This is a genomic window from Candidatus Palauibacter sp. (assembly GCF_965213655.1).
Classification (GTDB): Bacteria; Gemmatimonadota; Gemmatimonadetes; order Palauibacterales; family Palauibacteraceae; genus Palauibacter.
In genome coordinates this window covers 228,904-248,793 of record NZ_CBDBZT010000002.1, presented here as the reverse complement: position 1 = coordinate 248,793, position 19,890 = coordinate 228,904, and the positions used below count along the sequence as shown (strand labels likewise).

General features: G+C 70.0%; 15 protein-coding genes and 1 pseudogene. 2 read left to right on the top strand and 14 right to left on the bottom strand.

The annotated features are described in order from the left end of the window. Nucleotides 1-77: 77 nt before the first annotated feature. Genes ybeY through aspS form a run of 4 tightly spaced genes read right to left on the bottom strand, consistent with a single transcriptional unit; the run spans nucleotide 78 to nucleotide 5,939 of the window. Nucleotides 78-554, bottom strand: a complete 477-nt coding sequence (ybeY, locus tag ACOOGH_RS02120; RefSeq protein ID WP_420447338.1) for an rRNA maturation RNase YbeY — start codon at nucleotides 552-554, stop codon at nucleotides 78-80. Then, nucleotides 551-3,067 (bottom strand): HD family phosphohydrolase, encoded by a 2,517-nt coding sequence (locus ACOOGH_RS02115; protein ID WP_420447337.1) that lies wholly within the window; start codon nucleotides 3,065-3,067, stop codon nucleotides 551-553. The genes ybeY and ACOOGH_RS02115 overlap by 4 nt, the downstream gene beginning before the upstream one ends. Next, on the bottom strand, nucleotides 3,064-4,125 hold the full coding sequence (locus tag ACOOGH_RS02110) for a PhoH family protein (RefSeq protein ID WP_420447336.1): 1,062 nt from the start codon (nucleotides 4,123-4,125) through the stop codon (nucleotides 3,064-3,066). The genes ACOOGH_RS02115 and ACOOGH_RS02110 overlap by 4 nt, the downstream gene beginning before the upstream one ends. Next, nucleotides 4,122-5,939, bottom strand: coding sequence for an aspartate--tRNA ligase (aspS, locus tag ACOOGH_RS02105; protein ID WP_420447335.1), 1,818 nt, complete (start codon nucleotides 5,937-5,939; stop codon nucleotides 4,122-4,124). The genes ACOOGH_RS02110 and aspS overlap by 4 nt, the downstream gene beginning before the upstream one ends. Nucleotides 5,940-6,099: 160 nt before the next feature. Between aspS and rlmN the strand changes: the two genes are divergently transcribed. Beyond that, nucleotides 6,100-7,170: a 23S rRNA (adenine(2503)-C(2))-methyltransferase RlmN gene (gene rlmN / locus ACOOGH_RS02100; RefSeq protein WP_420447334.1), complete on the top strand. Its 1,071-nt coding sequence runs from the start codon at nucleotides 6,100-6,102 to the stop codon at nucleotides 7,168-7,170. Nucleotides 7,171-7,182: 12 nt separating this feature from the next. On the opposite strand, the gene ACOOGH_RS02095 is transcribed toward rlmN, so the two are convergent. Both ACOOGH_RS02095 and ACOOGH_RS02090 read right to left on the bottom strand, forming a co-directional pair. Continuing rightward, complete coding sequence (locus tag ACOOGH_RS02095; RefSeq protein ID WP_420447333.1) at nucleotides 7,183-7,713, bottom strand: LytR C-terminal domain-containing protein; 531 nt, start codon at nucleotides 7,711-7,713, stop codon at nucleotides 7,183-7,185. Nucleotides 7,714-7,973: 260 nt separating this feature from the next. Then, nucleotides 7,974-8,579 carry an HD domain-containing protein gene (locus ACOOGH_RS02090; protein WP_420447332.1) on the bottom strand — a complete coding sequence of 202 codons (606 nt, stop codon included), beginning with the start codon at nucleotides 8,577-8,579 and terminating at the stop codon, nucleotides 7,974-7,976. A 60-nt stretch (nucleotides 8,580-8,639) separates the two neighbouring features. Between ACOOGH_RS02090 and ACOOGH_RS02085 the strand changes: the two genes are divergently transcribed. Then, nucleotides 8,640-10,427, top strand: a complete 1,788-nt coding sequence (locus ACOOGH_RS02085; protein WP_420447331.1) for an NFACT RNA binding domain-containing protein — start codon at nucleotides 8,640-8,642, stop codon at nucleotides 10,425-10,427. Here the strand turns inward: ACOOGH_RS02085 and ACOOGH_RS02080 are convergent. From ACOOGH_RS02080 to ACOOGH_RS02045, 8 genes and pseudogenes are all read right to left on the bottom strand, one after another. Further along, nucleotides 10,358-11,023: pseudogene (locus ACOOGH_RS02080) on the bottom strand (ion transporter); the annotation flags it as partial. The gene ACOOGH_RS02085 and the pseudogene ACOOGH_RS02080 overlap by 70 nt on opposite strands. A 120-nt stretch (nucleotides 11,024-11,143) precedes the next feature. Further along, the gene (locus ACOOGH_RS02075; protein WP_420447330.1) at nucleotides 11,144-13,456 is read right to left on the bottom strand and encodes an acyl-CoA dehydrogenase; all 2,313 of its coding nucleotides are present in this window, start codon (nucleotides 13,454-13,456) and stop codon (nucleotides 11,144-11,146) included. A gap of 3 nt (nucleotides 13,457-13,459) precedes the next feature. Beyond that, complete coding sequence (locus ACOOGH_RS02070; protein WP_420447329.1) at nucleotides 13,460-13,912, bottom strand: CDGSH iron-sulfur domain-containing protein; 453 nt, start codon at nucleotides 13,910-13,912, stop codon at nucleotides 13,460-13,462. A gap of 28 nt (nucleotides 13,913-13,940) precedes the next feature. Next, nucleotides 13,941-16,334 (bottom strand): choice-of-anchor B family protein, encoded by a 2,394-nt coding sequence (locus tag ACOOGH_RS02065; RefSeq protein WP_420447328.1) that lies wholly within the window; start codon nucleotides 16,332-16,334, stop codon nucleotides 13,941-13,943. A 43-nt stretch (nucleotides 16,335-16,377) separates the two neighbouring features. Next, on the bottom strand, nucleotides 16,378-17,175 hold the full coding sequence (gene trpA, locus ACOOGH_RS02060; RefSeq protein WP_420447327.1) for a tryptophan synthase subunit alpha: 798 nt from the start codon (nucleotides 17,173-17,175) through the stop codon (nucleotides 16,378-16,380). Then, on the bottom strand, nucleotides 17,172-19,238 hold the full coding sequence (locus ACOOGH_RS02055; protein WP_420447326.1) for a S9 family peptidase: 2,067 nt from the start codon (nucleotides 19,236-19,238) through the stop codon (nucleotides 17,172-17,174). The genes trpA and ACOOGH_RS02055 overlap by 4 nt, the downstream gene beginning before the upstream one ends. A 103-nt stretch (nucleotides 19,239-19,341) precedes the next feature. Then, on the bottom strand, nucleotides 19,342-19,602 hold the full coding sequence (locus tag ACOOGH_RS02050; RefSeq protein ID WP_420447325.1) for a type II toxin-antitoxin system RelE family toxin: 261 nt from the start codon (nucleotides 19,600-19,602) through the stop codon (nucleotides 19,342-19,344). Further along, on the bottom strand, nucleotides 19,580-19,801 hold the full coding sequence (locus ACOOGH_RS02045) for a ribbon-helix-helix protein, CopG family (RefSeq protein WP_420447324.1): 222 nt from the start codon (nucleotides 19,799-19,801) through the stop codon (nucleotides 19,580-19,582). The genes ACOOGH_RS02050 and ACOOGH_RS02045 overlap by 23 nt, the downstream gene beginning before the upstream one ends. Nucleotides 19,802-19,890 lie beyond the last annotated feature (89 nt).

The following is a 19,890-nucleotide window of genomic DNA, read 5'->3' as shown; positions in this document are numbered from 1 at the left end:
TCGTTCGGGCGCCGGCCCGCGGAGGCAGGCGGTTCGTGGGTCAGGGCCTTCGGGAAGGCCGCGGAAGTCGGGGAATGCTACGCGCGGCCGCGGAACTCGGCCAGCAGCCGCGCGAGCAGCCGCTCCTGAAGTTCGAACATGGGGGAGGCGTAGCGCGCTTCGTCGTCGGGATGGTCGTGCCCGAGCAGATGAAGGACGCCGTGGATGACGAGGCGCAGGATCTCCTCACCCGGATCGAGCCCCAGTTCGCCAGCCGAAACCTCGGCGATGGCCGGGCAGATGTAGATGTCGCCGAGGAGCGGATCCTCGCCGAGCCTGAACGCCAGTACGTCCGTGACGTCGTCGACCCCGTGGTAGTCCCGGTTCAGCGCCCGCATGGCTTCCGCGGGGAGAAGGGTGACGGACAGCTCGGCGCCCTCGGCATGTCCCTCGTCCCCCGCGCGGAGGGCCGCCTGCGCGGCTGCCTCGAGATCAGCCTCGGAGGGACCGTGCCAACCCTGCTTCACACCGGGGAGGAAGTTGATGCGGACCCTGGGCGGCACAGGTTCGGTCAATCCGCTCGTCCGCTGGCGACTCCTTCCGGCTCCGGGTCCGGCTCGTCCGCCGGCTCCGGGTCTGAATCCGGGAGCGAATCGAGGGCGGGGATGGGGCCGGTGTCGCCCTGGGCGGCCTGCTCGATGTCGATCGGCGCCGAGACGCCCTCCTCTCCGGCAGTCGCCGCTGCCTCTACATCGCCCTCCTCCGGCTCTTCGTCTTCCGGCGTCTCGCCCGGTCCGGCCGGCGTCTCTCTCGGCGTCTCGCCCGGCAACGTGGGCTTCGGATAGTCGATGCGGTGGTGATAGAGCCCCGTGAGGACGTGCGCGAACTCCTGCTTCACGATGCGGAGGTCGCGGTACGTGAGCTGGCAGTCGTCGAGTTCGCCGTAGTCGATGCGGTCCTGGACGAGACGATCGATGAGCGCCCGGATGCGTTCGGGGCTCGGGTTCGAGAGGACACGCGACGCGGCTTCCACCGCGTCCGCCAGCATCGCCACGCCCGTCTCTTTCGACTGCGGCTTGGGGCCGGGGTAGGCGAACTCGCTCGGGTCCACTTCGGCGACGCCTTCCTGGGCCCGCGCCTTCTCGAGGAAGTAGCGGATCAGTTGCGTCCCGTGGTGCTCGCGAATGAAGTCCTTCACTACCTCGGGCAGACGCGCCTCCTCGGCCATGACGAGCCCATGGCGCACGTGGTCGCGCAGGATCTCGGCACTCTGCCACGGCGTGAGCCGGTCGTGCGGGTTCAGCCCCCGCGGCTGGTTCTCGATGAAATACTGCGGACGCTCGAGCTTCCCGATGTCGTGGTAGTAGACCCCCACGCGCCCCTGGAGAGAGTCGGCCCCGATCGCCTCGCACGCCGCCTCCACGAGGTTCGCCACGTTGATCGAGTGGGCGTACGTACCGGGCGCCTCGCGCGCCAGCCGCCTCAGGAGCGGCCGGTTCATGTCCGAGAGTTCGAGCAGGGACGCCTCCGTCGTCCGTCCCGTGAAGGCTTCGAGCAGCGGGAGGCCGACGCCGACGCCGAGTCCCGTGCACACGGTGGCGTTGAGGAACCCGAACGCCGCCGTCGTGCCCATTTCACCGAGCGCGTAGTGGCCCGTGAGGACGAGAAGGAGGCCAGCCCCGACGTACGACGCTGAGATCAGCGCGACGAGGACCCAGCTCTGCGAACGCGTCCGGATCGTGTGGACCGCGAAGGCCGCCGTGACCCCGCCCGCCACCGTTACCATGGGCGCCGCGAGCCCCGAGAAGTGCGGCTGGCCCATGAGGATCCCCGTGATCGTCGACACGACGACAAGACCCAGGAGGCTGTCGAACAGCGCCGCGGCGAGGAGGCCGGCCAGCGCGACCGGCACGAGCGCGGGCGAACTGCCCGTGGCGGCCACCGCGCCGGCTGACGCCATCACGATGACGATGAGCCCGAGCAGCACGGTGAAGCTGGGGAGGTCCTCGTAGATGTCGCGGCGAAAGCGGAACGTCGCGAAGACCAGAATCCCGAGCATGCTGATGACCAGCAGGACCATCCCCAGGTCGCGGAGGAAGCCCGATGTCGTGCGCGCTCCTCCCTGTTCCAGGATCTGGGCCTGGTAGGCGAGGAGTCGGCGGTAGTCCTCCTCCGTCACCACCGTGTTCTCGGTGATGATACGCTGTCCCTCCAGCACCAGGCCCTCGAACTGGGGGATCGCGTTACGGGCGAGTTCTCGCGCCTGACGGGTCGCGTCCTGGTCGATGCGCAGCGTCGGCTGCGCCGTGAGCACGAGTTGCTGGAAGAGTTCCGCGCCTTCGGGCGGCAGCCGGTCTCCAACTCCCTCCCGAGCCGCCCGCGTGAAGTCGCCGAGGCGGACGAGATCCCCGACGGCTCGGACGCGATCGTCGCCGGAGGATGCCTCGCGCACGACGACGTTCACGGAGCTGATGTCCGCGAGTTCACTTCCGCGGATCACGCCCGCGTGCAGTCCCTCGAAGGCCGTCTCAAGCTCATCGCGCAGTTGGCCGCGTGACGCCCCATCGAGGAGGTATTCGACCTGGAGCGAGTCGATCACCTCCTCGGGTGAGAGGTCGATCCCGATCCCGCTCGCGACCTCCCGGACCTCACCCCGGACGAGCGAGGCGCCGGCCGGCGCCTCGAGTCCTTCCTCGGCAATTCGCGCTTCCGCCGCGGGGATGACGGAATCGAGTTGCGCGAAGAAGGTGTTCGCGCGCTCGATGCTGCTGTCCGCGCGCGCGGATTCGAAGCGCAGTATCGGCGTCACGGCGGCCTCCGCCTCGTCCTGCTGCTCGCGGAGACGGTCCGCGTCCTTGGGCACGTCGAAATCGAAGTCGGCGTTGATCGTCTGCCGGGCGACGCTGCCGGGGTCGATGCCGTCGAAGCCGCCCGGGCCGCTCTGCGGGAACATCAGAGGGACAGCGGCCGCGATGATGACGACCATGCCGGCCCGGAATCCGTGGTGGACCCACTCGTCCCGGCGGCCGCCGGCCGGCGGCCGGTTCACGGGGCGCAGGTAGTCTCGGACGCGGCCGAAGAAACTCAACGCTCGGACTCCCGGTACGCGCGGATGATCTCCTTCACGAGTCGGTGCCGGACGACATCCGCGTCATCCAGGTACACGAAGTCGATCCCATCCACGTCGCGCAAGACTTCCTCGATCTCCAGTAGCCCCGAATCCGCGGGACGCGGGAGGTCGATCTGCGTCTTGTCCCCGGTAATCACCGTCTTGGAGTTCAGCCCGAGCCGAGTGAGGAACATCTTCATCTGGGCGGTCGTCGCGTTCTGCGCCTCGTCGAGGATGAGGAATGCGTCGGAGAGCGTCCGGCCGCGCATGTACGCGAGCGGGGCGACCTCGATCACCCCGTCCTCGATCGCGCGGCGCACACGGTCCTGGGGCATCATGTCCTCGAGCGCGTCGTACAGCGGCCGCAGATAGGGGTCGACCTTTTCGCGGATGTCGCCGGGCAGGAAACCCAGCGCCTCGCCGGCTTCGACGGCGGGCCGCGTGAGGATGATGCGACGGATCCGCTTCCGGTTCAGAGCCTCCACCGCCGCGGCGACGGCGAGATAGGTTTTGCCTGTGCCGGCCGGACCGATGCCGACGACGATGTCCCGCTCGCGCATGGCGGCCAGGTACTTGTCCTGCCCCGGGGACTTGGCCTTGATCGCGCGCCGGGCCCCCGCCAGCGCGACTTCCGCCTGGCGTCCCTCCGCGCCCGCCGCGCCGGATGCCCCGGAAGTCCCGGAGTTGTTCCGGCCGGAGCGACCGGAGCCGCGGGCACCGCCGGACGGCCGCAATCCCCCGGAATGCTTCGAGCTCCGCGAGCCACCGTCACCGTCGGGGGGCGCTGCGAGAAAACGTTCGACATCCACCGCATCGAAGGGACGCCGCAGGCGCGCGTAGCGGATCATGCGCCGCGCCGTGGGGGAGGCGCTGTCCACGTCGGCCTGGGGTCCGGAAAGGATCATCTCGTCGCGCCGGAGGACGACGCGGATGTCGCAGTGGCGGGCCAGCGTCGTGAGGTTCGAGTCGTTCACGCCGGCCAGCAACTGCTGGTCGGCCCCCTCGATGGAGAGGCGCCGCTCCGTCGCCACGCTCAAGTCTCGCTCCTTCCGGTCCCTCCGCTCTCGTCAGCCTCGCCGGATCTGCCGGCTCCGTCGGTCACGGAGATCCCGAGTTCCTCCAGTTCAGCCGGCGTCACCGATGACGGCGACCGCTCGAGCAGACCCCGGGCCGCCGCCGTCTTGGGGAACGCGATCACGTCCCGGATCGACGCGCTCCCGGCCATCTCGGCCACGACCCGGTCCATGCCGACCGCGAACCCCCCGTGCGGCGGGACGCCGTAGCGGAAAGCCTCGAGCAGGAAGCCGAAGCGCGCCTCGACCTCCTCCGGCGTGAGTCCCGTCGCCTCGAGGATTACGCGCTGTACCTCGGGAAGGTGACAGCGGATACTCCCGCTCGCGAACTCGATTCCGTTGTAAACGATGTCGTACGCGATCGCGTTCACGGAGAGCGGGTCGTCCCGCAGACGCTCGGGATCGGGGTCCGCCGGCATCGTGAAGGCGTGCTGGGCCGGGACGGGGAGACCGGTGTCGGGATCCTGCTCGTAGAGGGGGAACTCCGTGATCCAGAGCCACCCCTCTCCGCTCTCGTCCACGGCGCCGAGTTCCCGGGCCGCCGCGCGCCGCAGCCGGTCGAGGGCCGGCGAACTCTCCGCGTCGCGGCCGGCGACGAAGAAGACGAGGTCGCCCTCCCGCACCCCGAACTCGGCCTCAAGTGTCCCCGCCACCTCCTCGCCCACGACCTTCGCGGGCGGACCGGACCAGCCGTCCGCGGTGCGCTTCAACCACAGGGCGCCCCTCGCTCCGGCCTCCTGGGCAAGCTTGTCGTAGTGGGCGATGCGCGAGCGGGAGAGCGCCCCGCCGCCCGGCACGACGAGTCCCCGCACGCGCCCCCCGGCTCTCTCGGCGCCGTCGAAGATGCCGAACCCGATGCCAGTGAGGGCGTCCGTGAAGTCCCGGATCTCCCACGGGATGCGGAGGTCCGGCTTGTCCGTGCCGTAGCGCTCCAGCGCCTGTGCGTGGGGGAGACGCCGGAACGGTGTGTCGAGGTCGCGCTCGAGCCCGTCCTGCCAGATGCGCGCGAACATCTTCTCCGCGGCCCGGAACACGTCATCCTGCTCGACAAACGCCATCTCCACGTCGATCTGCGTGAACTCCGGCTGGCGGTCCGCCCTCAGGTCCTCGTCCCGCAGGCACCTGGCGATCTGGAAGTAACGGTCGAAGCCGCCGCACATGAGAAGCTGCTTGTACAACTGGGGCGACTGCGGCAGCGCGAAGAACTGCCCCTGGTGGACGCGACTGGGGACGAGATAGTCGCGCGCCCCCTCCGGCGTCTGCCGCGTGAGGAGCGGCGTCTCGATCTCGATGAAGCCCTGCTCGCCGAGCGAGGCGCGCACCGCGTTCGTCGCGACGTGCCGGAGCCTCAGGTTGCGCTGCATCTCGGGGCGGCGCAGATCGAGGATCCGGTGGCGGAGGCGCAACTCATCCGACGGCAGGTCTTCATCCGGGGGCTGGTAGACGAGGATCGGGAGCGGGTCGGAGACGGACACCCTCCCGAAACTCGACACGCGGATCTCGATCTCGCCCGTGAGCATGTCCGGGTTCGCCTCGGGGCGCGGGGCGACGACACCCGTCGCCTGCACGACATCCTCCGGGTTCAGTGCGGTCACAAGCTCGAGTGCGGCGGCGTCCGACCACTCCGGGCCGAAGGACAACTGGAGCAGGCCGGTCCGGTCGCGCAGGTCGACGAAGAAGAGTCCGCCCAGGTCGCGCCGGCGGTGAACCCATCCGATGACCGACACTTCGCGTCCGGACCAGGAGGCCTCGATCTGCCCGCAGCCGGCGTCGCGCAAGGCGGTCTCGAGGGAGGCCGGCTCACGCCGTTCGGTCGGTAGCGATAGTTTGGTCAGGGGAACTCGCGGCGAAAAAGGGTCGGCTCGGAATCGGTTCTGAGAAGTGGGGAACGCCACGGAAGATAGCCGATTTTCGGGGACGCCAGCAAGAAGCGGGGAGATGACGGAAAGCACACGAGCGGAACTGCTCGCGGAGTCGGGAGACGGCGGGCGGACGCGGCTGGCGGAGTTCTTCGCCGCGCGCGGGGAGCCCGCGTACCGGGCGAGCCAGGTGGAGGAATGGGTCTGGACGCAGGGTGCGCGCTCCTTCGACGAAATGACGAACCTGCCGGCCAGCCTCCGTGAGGCGCTGGACGAGGCTTTCTCCCTCACTCCGATCGAACCGGACTACGTCGCGCGCTCGAGGGACGGCACGGTGAAGCACCTGTGGCGGCTCGAGGATGGGGAGCGGGTCGAGTCCGTGCTCATCCCGACGCGCGACCGCCTCACGCTCTGCCTCTCGTCGCAGGCGGGTTGCGCTCTCGCCTGCCGCTTCTGCGCCACCGGCTACTTCGGCTTCCGGCGCCAGTTGCGGGCGGCCGAGATCGTGGCGCAGTACCGCGACTCCCTGCGCTTGGCGCGCGAGGACATGGGGCGGCCGGCCTCCAACCCGATCTCCAACGTCGTGTACATGGGGATGGGAGAACCTCTGGCGAACCTCGACGGGGTCATCGGCTCGCTCGCCTCTCTTCACGGAGGCTTTGGTCTCGGGGCGCGGCGGATCACGGTGTCGACGGTGGGGCTCATCCCCGGGATTCTGGAACTCGCCCGCCGCCCGGAGCCGTTCGAACTCGCGGTCTCGCTGCACGCGCCGGCCCACGACCTGCGGCTTGAGCTGATGCCGATCGAGAAGCGCTATCCCCTGCCCGACCTGTTCGAGGCTCTGCGCACGTATCAGAGCTACAAGAACCGGCGTATCAGCTTCGAGTACACGCTCATCCGGGGGGTGAACGACGACCCGGGGCTGGCGGAGTTGCTGGCGGAGCTGGCGCGGGGGCTCATCTGCTTCGTGAATCTCATCCCCTTCAATCCCATCCCCTCGCGACCGGAGTGGGGTCCGAGTTCCGCCGAGGCCATCACGCGCTTTTCGGAGGCGCTCGCCGCGCGAGGGGTGGGCAACGCGGTGAGAAGGCCGCGGGGACGGGACATCGCCGCCGCGTGCGGGCAGCTCCGCCTGTCGCGGGAGAGCTGAGCCGCCTGGCTGCTAGTCCCTCCCGATGTTCCCGAGCAGGCCGACCCAGTCGCTCCCCACCACGACGCTCGCGTCGAGGAAGAGTTCGGGATCGAGGGCGACGGCCAGCGAGTCCGTGCTCAGGCCGCGGGCGACCTCCACCGCGGCGCCGAGACGACCGGACCGGTCGAGAACGTGCGTGACCTCGTAGTCGAAGTGGTCGGCGTTGCCGGTCGCGACGACATCGAAGCCCAGAGCCCGGAGGCGGTCCGCGAACTCGCGCGCGAGACCTCTCTCCCCGGCTCCGTTGAGCACCTCGACCTTGATCCGGTCCGCGAGGCTCACCCGCCCGGGGGCCTCACCGGTGGGGGAAGCTGCGGGCGCGGGACGTCCGGCCGTCTCCGGGCCCGCCGGCGCGCCCTCTGCGGGCACAGCCGACACAAAACCGGGCGCGGCCGGAAGCGCGAGTCGCACGACCTTCCATTCCTCCCAGAAGAGACCGATGAGGGCACCGGCGCCGATGAGGATCGCCGTCGTGATCAGTCCCCGGAATGCGGAAGCCACTCTTTGGAAGGAACCCTGCCGCCGCCGATAGGGGGTACGACCCTCGGAACCTCGCCCCGTCCCCCGCCTGGACCGTCTCCTGGACCTCGAACGCACTTGCCGCCTCCCGTCGTCCTCCCGTCCACCCGTCGACCGTGCTCGGCCACCGTCCTCCCGTCCACCCACCCTGCACCCTGCAACTCCCCGGACAATCTAATCAACTACTTCCGAATTGCGAAAACCCGACCGCCAACCCGGGCCCGCGCGCCGACGCATGGCCGTCAGCGGGAGGGTCCGGACCCTTCCGGGCCGGGGATGGTGATCGCCTCCCAGAAGCCGCCCGTCGCTGCCGAAATCCGGATGCCGCCATCGATCAGGATGCCGATCTTCGCGGTCACAACCTCCATCAGGACGGCGTGCCAGTCGGCGGGCAGGCGATGGCGCAGGCTGGCACGCTCCGTTCCCGAGGCGAGGCGACCCGGCTCCAGGAAATCGGCCATGTAGAGAGCCTGTCCGATGGCGCAGAGGTCAGGGTGCCCGGTCGTGTGAAAGGCAATCGCCCGCAGGAGGGGTTCGTCACCGACACCTGCCGCGCGCAGCCGGTTTGCGCATGCCGGACCGTGGATCAGCGGGTCGGGCCAGCCCTGCGCTCCTTCCACCAGGGGACGGAGGGCTTCAACGTCTTCGTCCTTGAGGGCGTCGTGCAGGAGGCCCGCCGCCCGCCATCGGATGCGCGTCCTCGTGTCGTGGCCGAGGGCGTCCGCCCAATTCCAAAGCAACGTGCCGACCCTCTGTGCGTGCCGAAGTCGCGCCGGGCTCATCACGGCCCAGTCCGGGGGCCGCTGCTCGGTGCCGGCCTCGTAGATGATCGGGTGAAGATGGTCCAATGGGCCTTGTCTCGATCGCAGAGTTTGTCGGGATCGCGCAGAGCCCCGAATATAGGCGCAATGTCCGTACGTTACGACTCACTCCTCGCCTGTGCCCTGGCCCGCGAGATTCTCGATCGCTGGCGCCGCGTCCGCATCGCCGGCCTCCGGATGGCGTCGGGGCGGCGCGCGGTGGAACTCGCCTTCGAGGACGGATCGCGGCTCGTGGCGATGCTGCACCCGCTGCACGGGTACGTCCTCGAACTCGGGGCCGACGCGCCGGCGTCGGGGGTGGAGGGGAAGGCCCTGCGGGTTGGACGCCTGTCGCTCGTGGACGCGTGTGCGCCGGCGGACGAGCGCGCCCTGCTGCTCACGTTCGGCGACCGGACGGGGCGCCCGTGGGAGCTGCTGGCGATCGAACTCCAGACCCGCCGCTGGAATGCCGTACACTGCCGCCGCGCCGACCCCGACTCGGAGTGGCAGATCGAAGCGACCCTTCTCGCGCGGGATGCGGGCGACCGCTCGCTGCGCCGAGGGGAGCGCTACATGCCGCCCTCATCGGCGCGGCGCGGCATCGCCGCTCCGCCATCGGAAGCGGAATGGGCCGCCCTGCCGGCTTCGGCGGACACCGGCGCGGCCGGGCAGTCCGGGCACGAGCCCGATCGCCGGCGGGCCGTGCTGCAGACGTGGGCGTGGACGAGCGCGCTCAACGTCGACTGGATCCTGGCCGGCTCCGGTCCGGCGGAGTCGTACGCGCGATATCGGGCCCTCCACGCGCTCGCGGCGGCGCCCCCGCACGGCCCGGCCGCACCCGATGCGCCGGGCACGCCGTCCCGGCCGGCCTTCGTCCTCGACCGCCCGTGGGGCCCCCAGCCGTACCCGCATCCCGTCGGGGCCGGCAGCGGGCCCGCCGCCGGACTGCTCACCGCAACCGCGCAGCTCCTCGCTCCCGACGGCGGCCCCGCCCCCGCCCTTACAGCCCTCCCCGGGGCCGCCAGCGACGACGACGATGGGGACGAAGCCGCGCGGATCCGCAAGCGCCTGCGCGCCCGCCGGAAACGGCACCAGCGCCGCGCCGCCGCGCTGGAGCGACAGCTGGCCGCGGCCGGCCCCCCGGACGAGCCCCGTCTCCTCGGGCAGATCCTCCTCGCACACAAGGATGAGGTGCGGAAAGGCGCCTCCGCCGTGACGCTGCCGGGCTTCGACGGTGCCCCTCGCGAGATCGCGCTCGACCCCGCCCGCGATGCGGTCACCAACGCCAAGGCCTTGTTCGACGAAGCCCGGCGCCGGGAGCGCGCGCTGGAGCGGCTACCCGAGGCGATCGCGGCGGCCCGGGAACGAGCGGCCGAGTTCGACGCCCATCTCGAGCGGCTCGCCGAGTCCGGTCCGTCGGACGCGCTGTGGGCCGCTGCAGGCGGAAAGCCGATCCGCTCGGGCGCGGGCGGGCGCCGGGAGGCCGGCCCGGAAACCCGACTTCCCTACACGCGGCTCCGGTCCTCGGGCGGCCTGGAGATCCGCGTCGGGCGCGGCGCCCGTGACAACGACGACCTCACCTTCCGCCACTCCGCGCCGGACGACATCTGGCTGCACGCGTCCCAGGCCTCGGGCGCGCACGTCATCCTGCGCTGGGGGCGCAAGGACGAGAACCCGCCTCGCCGGGACCTTCTCGAAGCCGCGATCGCGGCGGCGGTCCACAGCGGCGCGCGCCACAGCGGCACGGCTCCCGTGGTGTGGACGCGCCGCAAGTACGTCCGCAAGCCCCGGAAATCCCCGCGGGGCACGGTGGCCCCGACCCACGTTCAAACGATCTTCGTCAAACCGGATTCGGACCTCGTGAAGACGATGGCCCGGCGCATGGAAGAGGCATGAACACTCCCCCGGCCGACGTTCCCGCGGGAGACGTCTCGGCGGTATGCCACGCCGCGCGCACGGTTTCGAGTCAGCGGGCCTCGAGGAGCGCTCGGATCGCGGCGATTTCCTCCTGGATCTCGTTCAGTCGGCGAATCCTTCGCGTCCTCCCGTGGCCGGATCACCCAGGACACCAGCGTGGCGGTCAGCGTCCCGACGAGCGCCGCACCGACCGTCATCAGGGCGAGGCCGATGGCGCGCCCCGCCGCCGTGACCGGGAACGGGTCGCCCTGCTGGCCGGTCATGACCGTGAAGAAGGACCACCACAGCGCGGCCGCACCCGAGCCGATCTCGCCTCCCACCGCCCGCTCGAGATAGAGGACGGCGATACTCGCGCCCACCACCGTCAGGATCGCGACGGAGACGGCGACGAGCGCCGTGGTCTGCGCCCGCCGTCCCATCCAGAACGAGCCGACGACCCTCGCGGCACGCGCTGCGCGGAGGAACCTCAGAATCCGCAGGACGCGACCGATCCGGAACGCGCGCAGTTCCGTGATCGCGGGCAGGCTGGAGAGGAGATCGATCCAGCCCCACGTGAGCATGTAACGCCTGCGGTCCTCGGCCCGCGCGAGGGAAAGGAGAAAATCCGGGACGCGGCCGGAGGTTGTCGATCTGCTTCCGTCATGCTTCCTCCCGGGAGTGTGTGTCCGAGGTTGCCGCGCGAGCCGGCGGCGGCGTCAGAGGCCGATCGAGCCTTCGAGACACGATCGGGGGACGTCGAACGCGTCGACGAGGGGGATGGCCTGGGGACGGATCTCGGCGCAGAGCGCAGTCACCATGCGGCGGATGGCCTTGCTCTTCGGAGGATCCAGGTAGCCATGCTCGAGGAACCACGCCGCCTCGCGCTCGATCGTGGCAAGCGCGTACAGACAGCGCAGGCGCTCGAGCCACTCGGCGACGCCGGAACTCGGCGTCCGCCGCTCGGCCGCCATCATCGACCGCAGGATCTCGCATTCGACGTGAGCGCGCGCGGCCGTGAGCGCGTGATACTGGCAGTCGGTGAGGGCGTCGAAGGAGGTCATCCCGCCCCCGACCCGGTACCGGATCCGTCGCGCGAGCGACAGGACGAGATCCGAACGGCGGGCGTCGAGAACCGCGTCGTGGAACTCCGGATCGCGGAGGTGCGCCTCGCTCGTTTTCCGCGAGATGATCCAGTTGCGCTCCGTCATGGCGCGCCGTGCACGGGCCGCCGCGAAGCGCGCGATCCCGAGCGCGCCGAGATCGCCGAACTGCTGCCGGAAGCCCGTGAGGAGGTCCTTCGCCACGAGCTGCATGAGGACGGTGTTGTCGCCCTCGAACGTCGTGAACACGTCGCTGTCGGCTTTGAGCGCCGCGAAGCGGTTGTTCGCGAGATAGCCGCGGCCCCCGCACGACTCACGGCACGCCTGGATGGTATCCGTCGCATGCCAGGTGGCGCAGGCCTTGAGTCCGGCCGCGGCCGCCTCGAGCCGTCGGCGGTCCCTCGCGCGCGCGGTCCCCGGTTCGGGTTCGCCGGAATCCGCCGCTTCCGCTTCCGCGGTGACGGCAGCCAGGTACTCCGCTTGCAGGTCGTGGAGGGCGAAATTGAGCGCGTACGTCGTGGCGAGGCGCGGGAGGAGGCGCCGCTGGTGGGCGGGATAGTCGAGCAGGATGCGCTCGGGCTCGCCGGGCGGACCGAACTGCCGCCGCCGGGCCCCGTATCGGACCGCGATCGTGAGGGCGACCTTCGTCGCGCCGAGCGCCGCGCTGCCCACGGCCACGCGGCCACTCACGAGGGTGCCGAGCATGGTGAAGAAGCGCCGGGCCGGGCTCGCGATCGGACTCCGATAGGCCCCCTCCTCGTCGATCGACCCGAAGCGGTCGAGGAGGTTCTCACGCGGCACGCGCACGCGATCGAAGTGCAGGCGCCCGTTGTCCACTCCGTTCAGACCGAGCTTTTCGCCGCAATCCTCGATCGTCACGCCGGGGATCGGCTCCCCGTCCTCGCCGCGGATGGGGACGAGGATCGCGTGCACGCCCCGCCCTTCCCCTTCCACCTCCAGTTGCGCGAACACCGTGGCGAGCCGGCCGTCCCGCGCGGCGTTCCCGATATAGTCCTTGCGCGCCCCCGGAACCGGGGTATGGACCTCGATCTCCCGCTTCCCGGGATCGTAGACCGCCGTCGTCTGAATGTCGTAGACGTTGGACCCGTGCAGCGTCTCGCTCATCGCGAAACACCCCGGGAGCGCCAGCGTGCCCGCGTCTCTCAGGTACTTCTCGTGGTGTCGCCGCGACCCGAGCTGGTGGATGCTGCCGCCGAAGAGCCCGAACTGGACGCCGAACTTCGTGAGCAGGCTGAGGTCGAAGAAGGCGAGCGTCTCGAAGGTGGCGATGAAAGCCGCGGGATCGTTCCCGCCCCCGAACTCGGCGGGGTAGCTGAGGGTACCGAGTCCCTCGTCGGCGAGCACCCGGCACCACTCCGAGACCTGTGCGCGGTAGTCATCCGTCGCGAGACCGGCCGCCGCCTCGAACCGGCCGTCCGAAAGGAGAGCACACACGCGTTCCCGGGTCTCCGGAGCCGGACCGCCGAGGAAGCGCGCCATCGCGTCCGGGTCGAACCTGGGCCGGACGTCGGGAAGCGGCGCGATCGGCCGCGCCGGGTCGAACAGCGTGGCCACCGCGTCCGGGCCGCCCAGGCCCAGCGCCTCCTCGACGCGGAGGATGGCTGCACGCTCCTCGCGCGTCGGATGCTCGCCGTCGGCCTCCGCGATCGCGATGCCGAGTTCCGTGAGGGATCGCCTTCGCTCGGGTGAGACATCCGCCGCCCGCCGCCGCACCTCATCGAGGAGGTGGAGGAGCCGCTCCGCCGAGGGCGGTGCTTCGGGATCGAGCCACTCGCCGATAGCTCCCTCGCGCACCCCCGCCTCGCGCAGGTGCTCGCGCAGAAGTTCCAGCTCTTCGGTCGCGAGCTCCCCGTCGGCCCACGCGATGTAGAGGAGCGGATGAAAGGCGAGCGACCGTGGCTCGGTCACGCCTCAGAGGCCTTCCGCCTCGAAACCGATCTCCTTGTGCGACCCATCGCAGAACGGCTTGTTCTTCGAAGCCCCACAACGGCACAGCCATGGCTTCAGGTAGCGAGCGGATCCCTCGTGCCCGTCGCCGCTCATCTCCACGACGCCATCGAAGTGCAGCGGGCCGTTCGCGTGCGCCGTGACGACCAGTTCGCCGCCCTCCTCTCCCGCCGCCGTCTCCGACTCGGGTATGGCGCGGGTCGTGTCGATCGGCCCGGAGGCCTGGAATTCGGTGTCGCGGTGCGTGCCGTCACAGAACGGCTTGTTCGTGGATTCCCCGCACCGGCAGAGGGCGGCCTTCGGCTTGGCCACGCCCTCTTCCGTCTCTTCAGCGTCCGCTCCGCGCACGCGCAGTGGACTGCGAACGAGGAGCGGGCCATCGCCTCCGCAGTGAACAATGCATCCGTGTGCCGTCATCTGATCTCCCGTCGTAGTGGGTCACCCATCAGGGGACAAGTTCCGTTTGTCTCGGTTTCAGGAGGAAGACGCCCTCCAGCATGCTCGTCACGAGCACAGTGCCGCTCTCGAAATAGGGGAAGGCGGTCCACGCTCCGTTGAATCCCGGAGGATCGGCTCCGTACGGCGTGGTGTCGAAGTGTCCGACCTCGCGCAGGTTCTCGGGGTCGCTGATGTCGATGACCCGGAATCCGGCCTGATAGTTGGCCTGGTACATCCGGTCGCCCTTCACGTACAGGTTGTGGTCCGTCGCGTTGTTCGGTCCGTAATAGTCCGCGACCACGACCGGGTCGTCGAGATCGGTCACGTCCCAGACGATCGTCTTCGTGCGGTCCGTGGTGCCCACGAGTTCGTCGAGTTCGTCGTCCAGATAGAAGTGCCGCCGGTCGTCACTCAGCCACCCCTGGTGAATGTACGCCACGCCGGGGTAGGCGGCGGCTGAGATCGGGCGCGGGTTCGCCTTGTCCGTCACATCGACGATCCGGAGCGCGGTCTCGTTCGACGCGAAGCACAGTTCCCGGCCCTGATAATCCGGGTCGGGACCGTCATAGACGAGGCACTGCGCGTCGTGGGTCCGCCCCTGGAAGATGAGCCCCTCGGTGTCCGTGTAGCAGCCCGCAAACTCCGGCGCGAGCGGCTGGCGGATGTCGATCATCACAAGCCCGCCGCCGCAGGTGTGCCCGTCCCCGCTCGTCGAGACGGTGAACGCCGTGCCCGCGTCGGTATCGATGATGAGGTTGTGGGCGCTCCCGATGCCGTCCCAGCGCAGGTCGGGCGCGAATTCCTGCGGGGGATTCATGATATCGCGGAGGCGCGTGAGGTCGAAGACGACGAGGCCGTGCGCGCCGGCCCCGTCCCCGGTGAAGAAGAGGTGGTCCGCGTAGACCTTGAGGTCGCGGGCGCCGCTGCGGTTCGCCGGGATCACGCCGAGATACACGGGGTTCACGGCGTCGGTGACATCGACGATCGCGGCACCGCCCGAGCGGCCCACGAGGCCGTATTCCCGACCGGTCTCGGGGTCGGTCCAGCCCCAGGCGTCGCTCACGCGCTCCCCGGGTTCGGCGCCGATGGAGGCGAGGGGGAGGTAGGCCTGAAGGTCGACATCCGAGCAGTCGAAGCCGGCCGCGCGGTCGTCCTCGCAGCGCACCTCGCCCGACGTGACCGCAGCGGGCAGGCCCCCGGGCCGCAGCCAGACCGGCTCCGACCAGGAGCCGTCCTCCGCCGCCTCGTAGACGGCGGCAAGTCCGGCGCTCCCTTCGGATTCGGGGCTCCCGATGACGGCGAGGCCGGGGCGCAGGGCGAGTGCAGCCCCGAAGGCCGCGGCCATCCCGGCCCCCTCCGGCGCAAGGGAGCCGGCGGCGCGCCAATCGGATTCGGCACTCGCCCGGGTGAAGGCGTCCACCCGCCCCCGACCCGCCGCCGACCCGGGAGCGCCCACGAGCAGTTCAACTCCGGTTGCGGCGAGCGCGGCCCCGAATCGCTGGCCGGCCCCCGGCTCGCTCGGCGCGAGCGCGCCGGTCTCGACCCACTCGCCGTCCGCGACGCGGGCGAACCGGATCACTCGACCGGCCGAGCCATCGGCGGACGGCGCCCCGACGGCCAGTTCACCCTCGGTGATGAAGAGCAGGCTGGCGCCGAACTCGGCGCCGCGCCCCAGTTCGGACGACTCAAGCGCGACCTCACGGGCCCAGCTCCCGTCCTCCCCGCGAGCGAAGACGTACACGGTGCCGGACGTTCCCTGCCCCGGCGCGCTCACCGCCGCGAGCCCGCCACGCGCCGCCATCGCCGCCCCGTAGCGCGCGGTCGCCCGGAGATCTCCGACCTCCAGCGAGGCCGTCGCGCTCCACGCCCCGTCGTCCCCCCGCTCGTAGAGTTGAACCCCGGCCGCGGCACCCGCTCCGGCCGGTGCTGCGACGAGCGCCACGTCGGCGTCCCCGGCTACAACGCGTGCCGGCGGCTGCAGAATCGCCATGACCCGTCCCATGCTCATCTCTTCGGGCGCGGAAGGCGCCTCGGACCCCAGCGGCACCTGCCCCGATTCCTCCCAGCTTCCGTCCGCGGCGCGCTGGAACCCGTACGCGCCGATCATCACCTGCGGATCTCCGCTCGCCACGAGAATCCCGCCGTCCACGGGCGCCATGGTTCGCCCGAAAGACTCGCCGAGCCGCGACCCCGCCGACCAGAGTTCCTGAGCTTGAGCCCAGCCGGCGTCTCCCTTCGTGAACACCAGAACGGACCCCGGCCCCCGGCCGAACTCCGGCTTCAGCACGAGGATTTCGTCCGCTGACGGCACCCATACCGCTGCGCCGAACCCGTCCTGTGCCGCCACCGGCCCGGCTGTCGCGGCTACGAACATCGCGAGAAAAAGCGCACGCTTTGTCATCCTGCTCCCTCGTTCAACGGATCATGAGGACTCTTGGTAGCCGCTACGTGCTGCGGTGCACCGCAGCGGCGAGGGTGGCGGACAGCTCTCCGAAGGCGGCCTCGCTCCGGCCCAGGGCGGCGATGAGCGCGGACCCGACGACGACGCCGTCCGCCATGTCCGCGACCGCCGCCGCCTGCTCCGGGGTCGAGATGCCGAACCCCACCGCCACCGGCAGTCGCACCATTCTCCGGAGCCCCGTCACCTGCGCCTCAAGCGCGGCGTCCAGCGCCTCCCGCGCTCCCGTCACGCCGAGGCGGGAGATGTAGTACAGGAAACCCGAGGCGTGGCCGAGGATGGTCTCGAGCCGAGCGCGCGGCGTCGTCGGGGCCGCGAGCGGGATGAGGTCGAGCGAACCGGCGGCGAGCCGACGCTCGAGCGGCGGGTGCGAACCCACGGGCAGATCCGTGACGAGGAGGCCCGCCGCCCCCGCGGCCTCCGCCCGCTCCAGGAAGCGTTCGACTCCCATGCGGAGGATCGGGTTGAGGTAGGAGAAGACGACGACGGGCGGCAGATTCGCCGATATCTCGGCCAGCTGGTCGAGCGCCGATTCGACCGTGACTCCCTGCTCCAGCGCGCGCCAGCTCGCGGCCTGGATCGTCGGTCCGTCTGCGAGCGGGTCGCTGAACGGGATCCCCAGTTCGATGATGTCCGCCCCATCCGCCGCCAGCCGCTCGAGCAGGCGGGGCGTGTCCGCCGGCCGCGGATACCCGCTCGACAGGAACGGGATGAATGCCGTGCGCTCGGCGAACGCGCCCTCGATCCGCGATTCCGTGCGAACGCCCCTCTGCTGAAGGCTCAAGAGCCGCCGCCCGCTCCGTCCTCCGTCGTGATCGCGCCCCGATGTGTCCCCCACTGCTCGAACCACTTCCTCAGGTAGAGCTGCGTGCGCAGGAAGTTCGACGGCCGCCGGCTCGTCCCGTGCCACTCCCCCTGGAAGCGCACCATCACGGTCGGCACGCCCTCGTAGTGGAGCGCCTGGTAGAACTCCTCGGTCTGGCCCATGGGTGTGCGCAGATCCATCTCCCCCGTCATCAGCATCGTCGGCGTCGTCACGTTCTCCACGTAGAAGATGGACGACCGGTCCATCCACTCCTCCTCGTCCACCCAGAACGGTTCCTCGAACGTGCGCAGGTAGCCGATCGCGTCCGATGTCCCCATCGCCGACATCCAGTTCACGATCGGGCAGTTGGCCGAGGCGGCGCGGAAGCGGTCGGTGTTCCCGACGATGTAGGAGGTGAGGATGCCACCGCCGGAGCAGCCGTACACGAAGAGGTTGTCCCCGTCGACGTAGCCGCGACGCAGCATCTCATCGACGCCGCCCATGAGGTCGGGGAAGTCCGCGCCCGGATAGTCGTGGTTGATCGCGTTCGCGAACTCCGTGCCGTAGCCCGTGCTCCCGCGCGGGTTCGTGTAGAGGACGACGTAGTCGTTCGACGCGTGCTCCTGAAAGGCGAAGTTGAACCCGCCGTTGTACATGCCGTGCGGCCCACCGTGGATGGCCAGCATGAGGGGATACTCGCGGTTCGGATCGAAATCGGGCGGCTTCACGATCCAGCCCTGGATCTGGAATCCGTCCGTCGACTCGTACCACACTTCCTCCACCTCTCCGAGCGTGACGCCGTGCAGGATGTCCGCGTTCACCTCCGTGAGCCGCGTGGCGTCCTCGGGGTTCGAGAGGGAGAAGCGGTAGATGTCCCCGGGCTCGTGGTCCGTCGAGATCGTGCCGACCGCGGTGCCGTTCTCCGCGAACGAGGAGAGGGAGAAGAGGTGCATGCCCTCGGTCAGCTGGGCCACGCCGCCGTCGACCGCGACGAAGTGGAGCTGCCGGTATCCTTCCCGGCTCACGTTGAAGTACAGGCCGCTCCCGTCCGCGGCCCACTGGAAGCCGCCGGACTGGCGATCGTAGTCCCCGGAGATGAGCCGCGAACCGGAGCCGTCGCGGTTCATCACGTAGATGCGGCTGTTTCGGTACGTGTCGCGGTGCTCGTCCTCCGCCGTGTAGGCGATGAGACGGCCGTCCGGCGAAGGGGCGGGGCCCGAGTCCGCGCCGCGCCGGTTCGTCAGCCGGCGGATCTCGCCGGAGGTCACGGAGACGGCGTAGATCTCCGACTCCTGCCAGTTCGAGGGACGATCCCAATCCGGCGCCCGGTAGGAGGTGAAGTAGATCTCGGTCCCGTCCGGGCTCCAGGCGATGCCGCCGTGGTTCCAGTCTCCGTCGGTGAGCTGGCGGGCGGTGCCCCCGGTGGCCGGGACGACGAACACGTGCGTCCAACCGGTGTCCACGTATCCCTGCCGGTCGCGCTTGTAGCCGGCGCGCTCGACGATCTTGGGCCCTTCCGTCCACGTCGCCCCATCGGGACGCGACGGGAGATCGACGCCCTCGAAATCCGCGCGGTCGTCCACGCGGCTCGTGAACGCGATCCAGTTGCCGTCCGGCGACCAGCGCGGCGACGAGGGTCCGTTCTCAAGGCGGGTGATCTGGCTCGTCGCGCCTTCATCGTCCATCCAGCGCACGAAGATCTGCGAACCGGAGGGCTCGCCCGCAGCCGTGAACAGGATGCGGGTCCCGTCGGGAGACCAGCGCGCGCCGCCTCCCTCGAGAAGCGCCCGTTTCCGGCTGCCGTCGGCGTTCATGATCCGGAGCGACGACTCACGGCGGTCGTTGAGTTTGTCCACCCAGCCGAGGGTGTACACGATCCGCGAGCCGTCGGGCGAAATCTGCGGATCGGAGACCGACTCCATGTCCATGTAGTGGTCGAGCGACAGCCGCAGGGTCTGTGCCTCCGCGGCCGGCGCGAACGCGGCGGCGGCAAAGGCGGCGATGGCGGCCAGCAGGGCGGCGCTTCCGAACTTCGTCTTCATCCTTCGCTCCTTCGGCTTCGTGGGCGGCCCGAGGCGGGGTCTGGAATTATCGGAGAAACGCGAAGGAGCGGCCAGCCTGACAGGGGTTGCGGCGGATCGTCGCTTAGAGGGGCCGGTAGACCGTGCCGCGCTGCGCGACGCGAACGACCAGGACGACGAGTGCTTCATCCTGCACCTCGTACACCACTCGATAGCGACCGACGCGGATCCGCCGGAGCCCGCGCAGGCCTCCCTTGAGGGCACTACCCGCGTGAGGATGCTTCGCCAGACCGTCGATGGCGTCCACGATGCGCACGCGGTCGTGCTTCGGGAACCGCGCCAGCTCCTTGACCGCGCTCCGCTTAATCCGAACGGAGTAGGCCACCCTTGACCTCATCCCAGTCGAGCACGGGATCGCTGGGGTCGCGCAGCCGTTCCACCGCGACCGTCAGGTCATCGAAGTCTTCCAGGTATCGTTCCAGAGCGTGGCGAACGACATCGGCCCGACTTCGTCTCAGGGCCGCTGCGGCAGCATCGAGCGCTTCGACCATCCTGCGGGGCACGCGCGCTGTGATCTGATCCATCGGGAATGGCTCCGGGATTCCGTGACATGAGTCTAATGTCATTGACTGTCGACGCAATCAACGTGATGCCGCGACATTTCCGCCGCAAG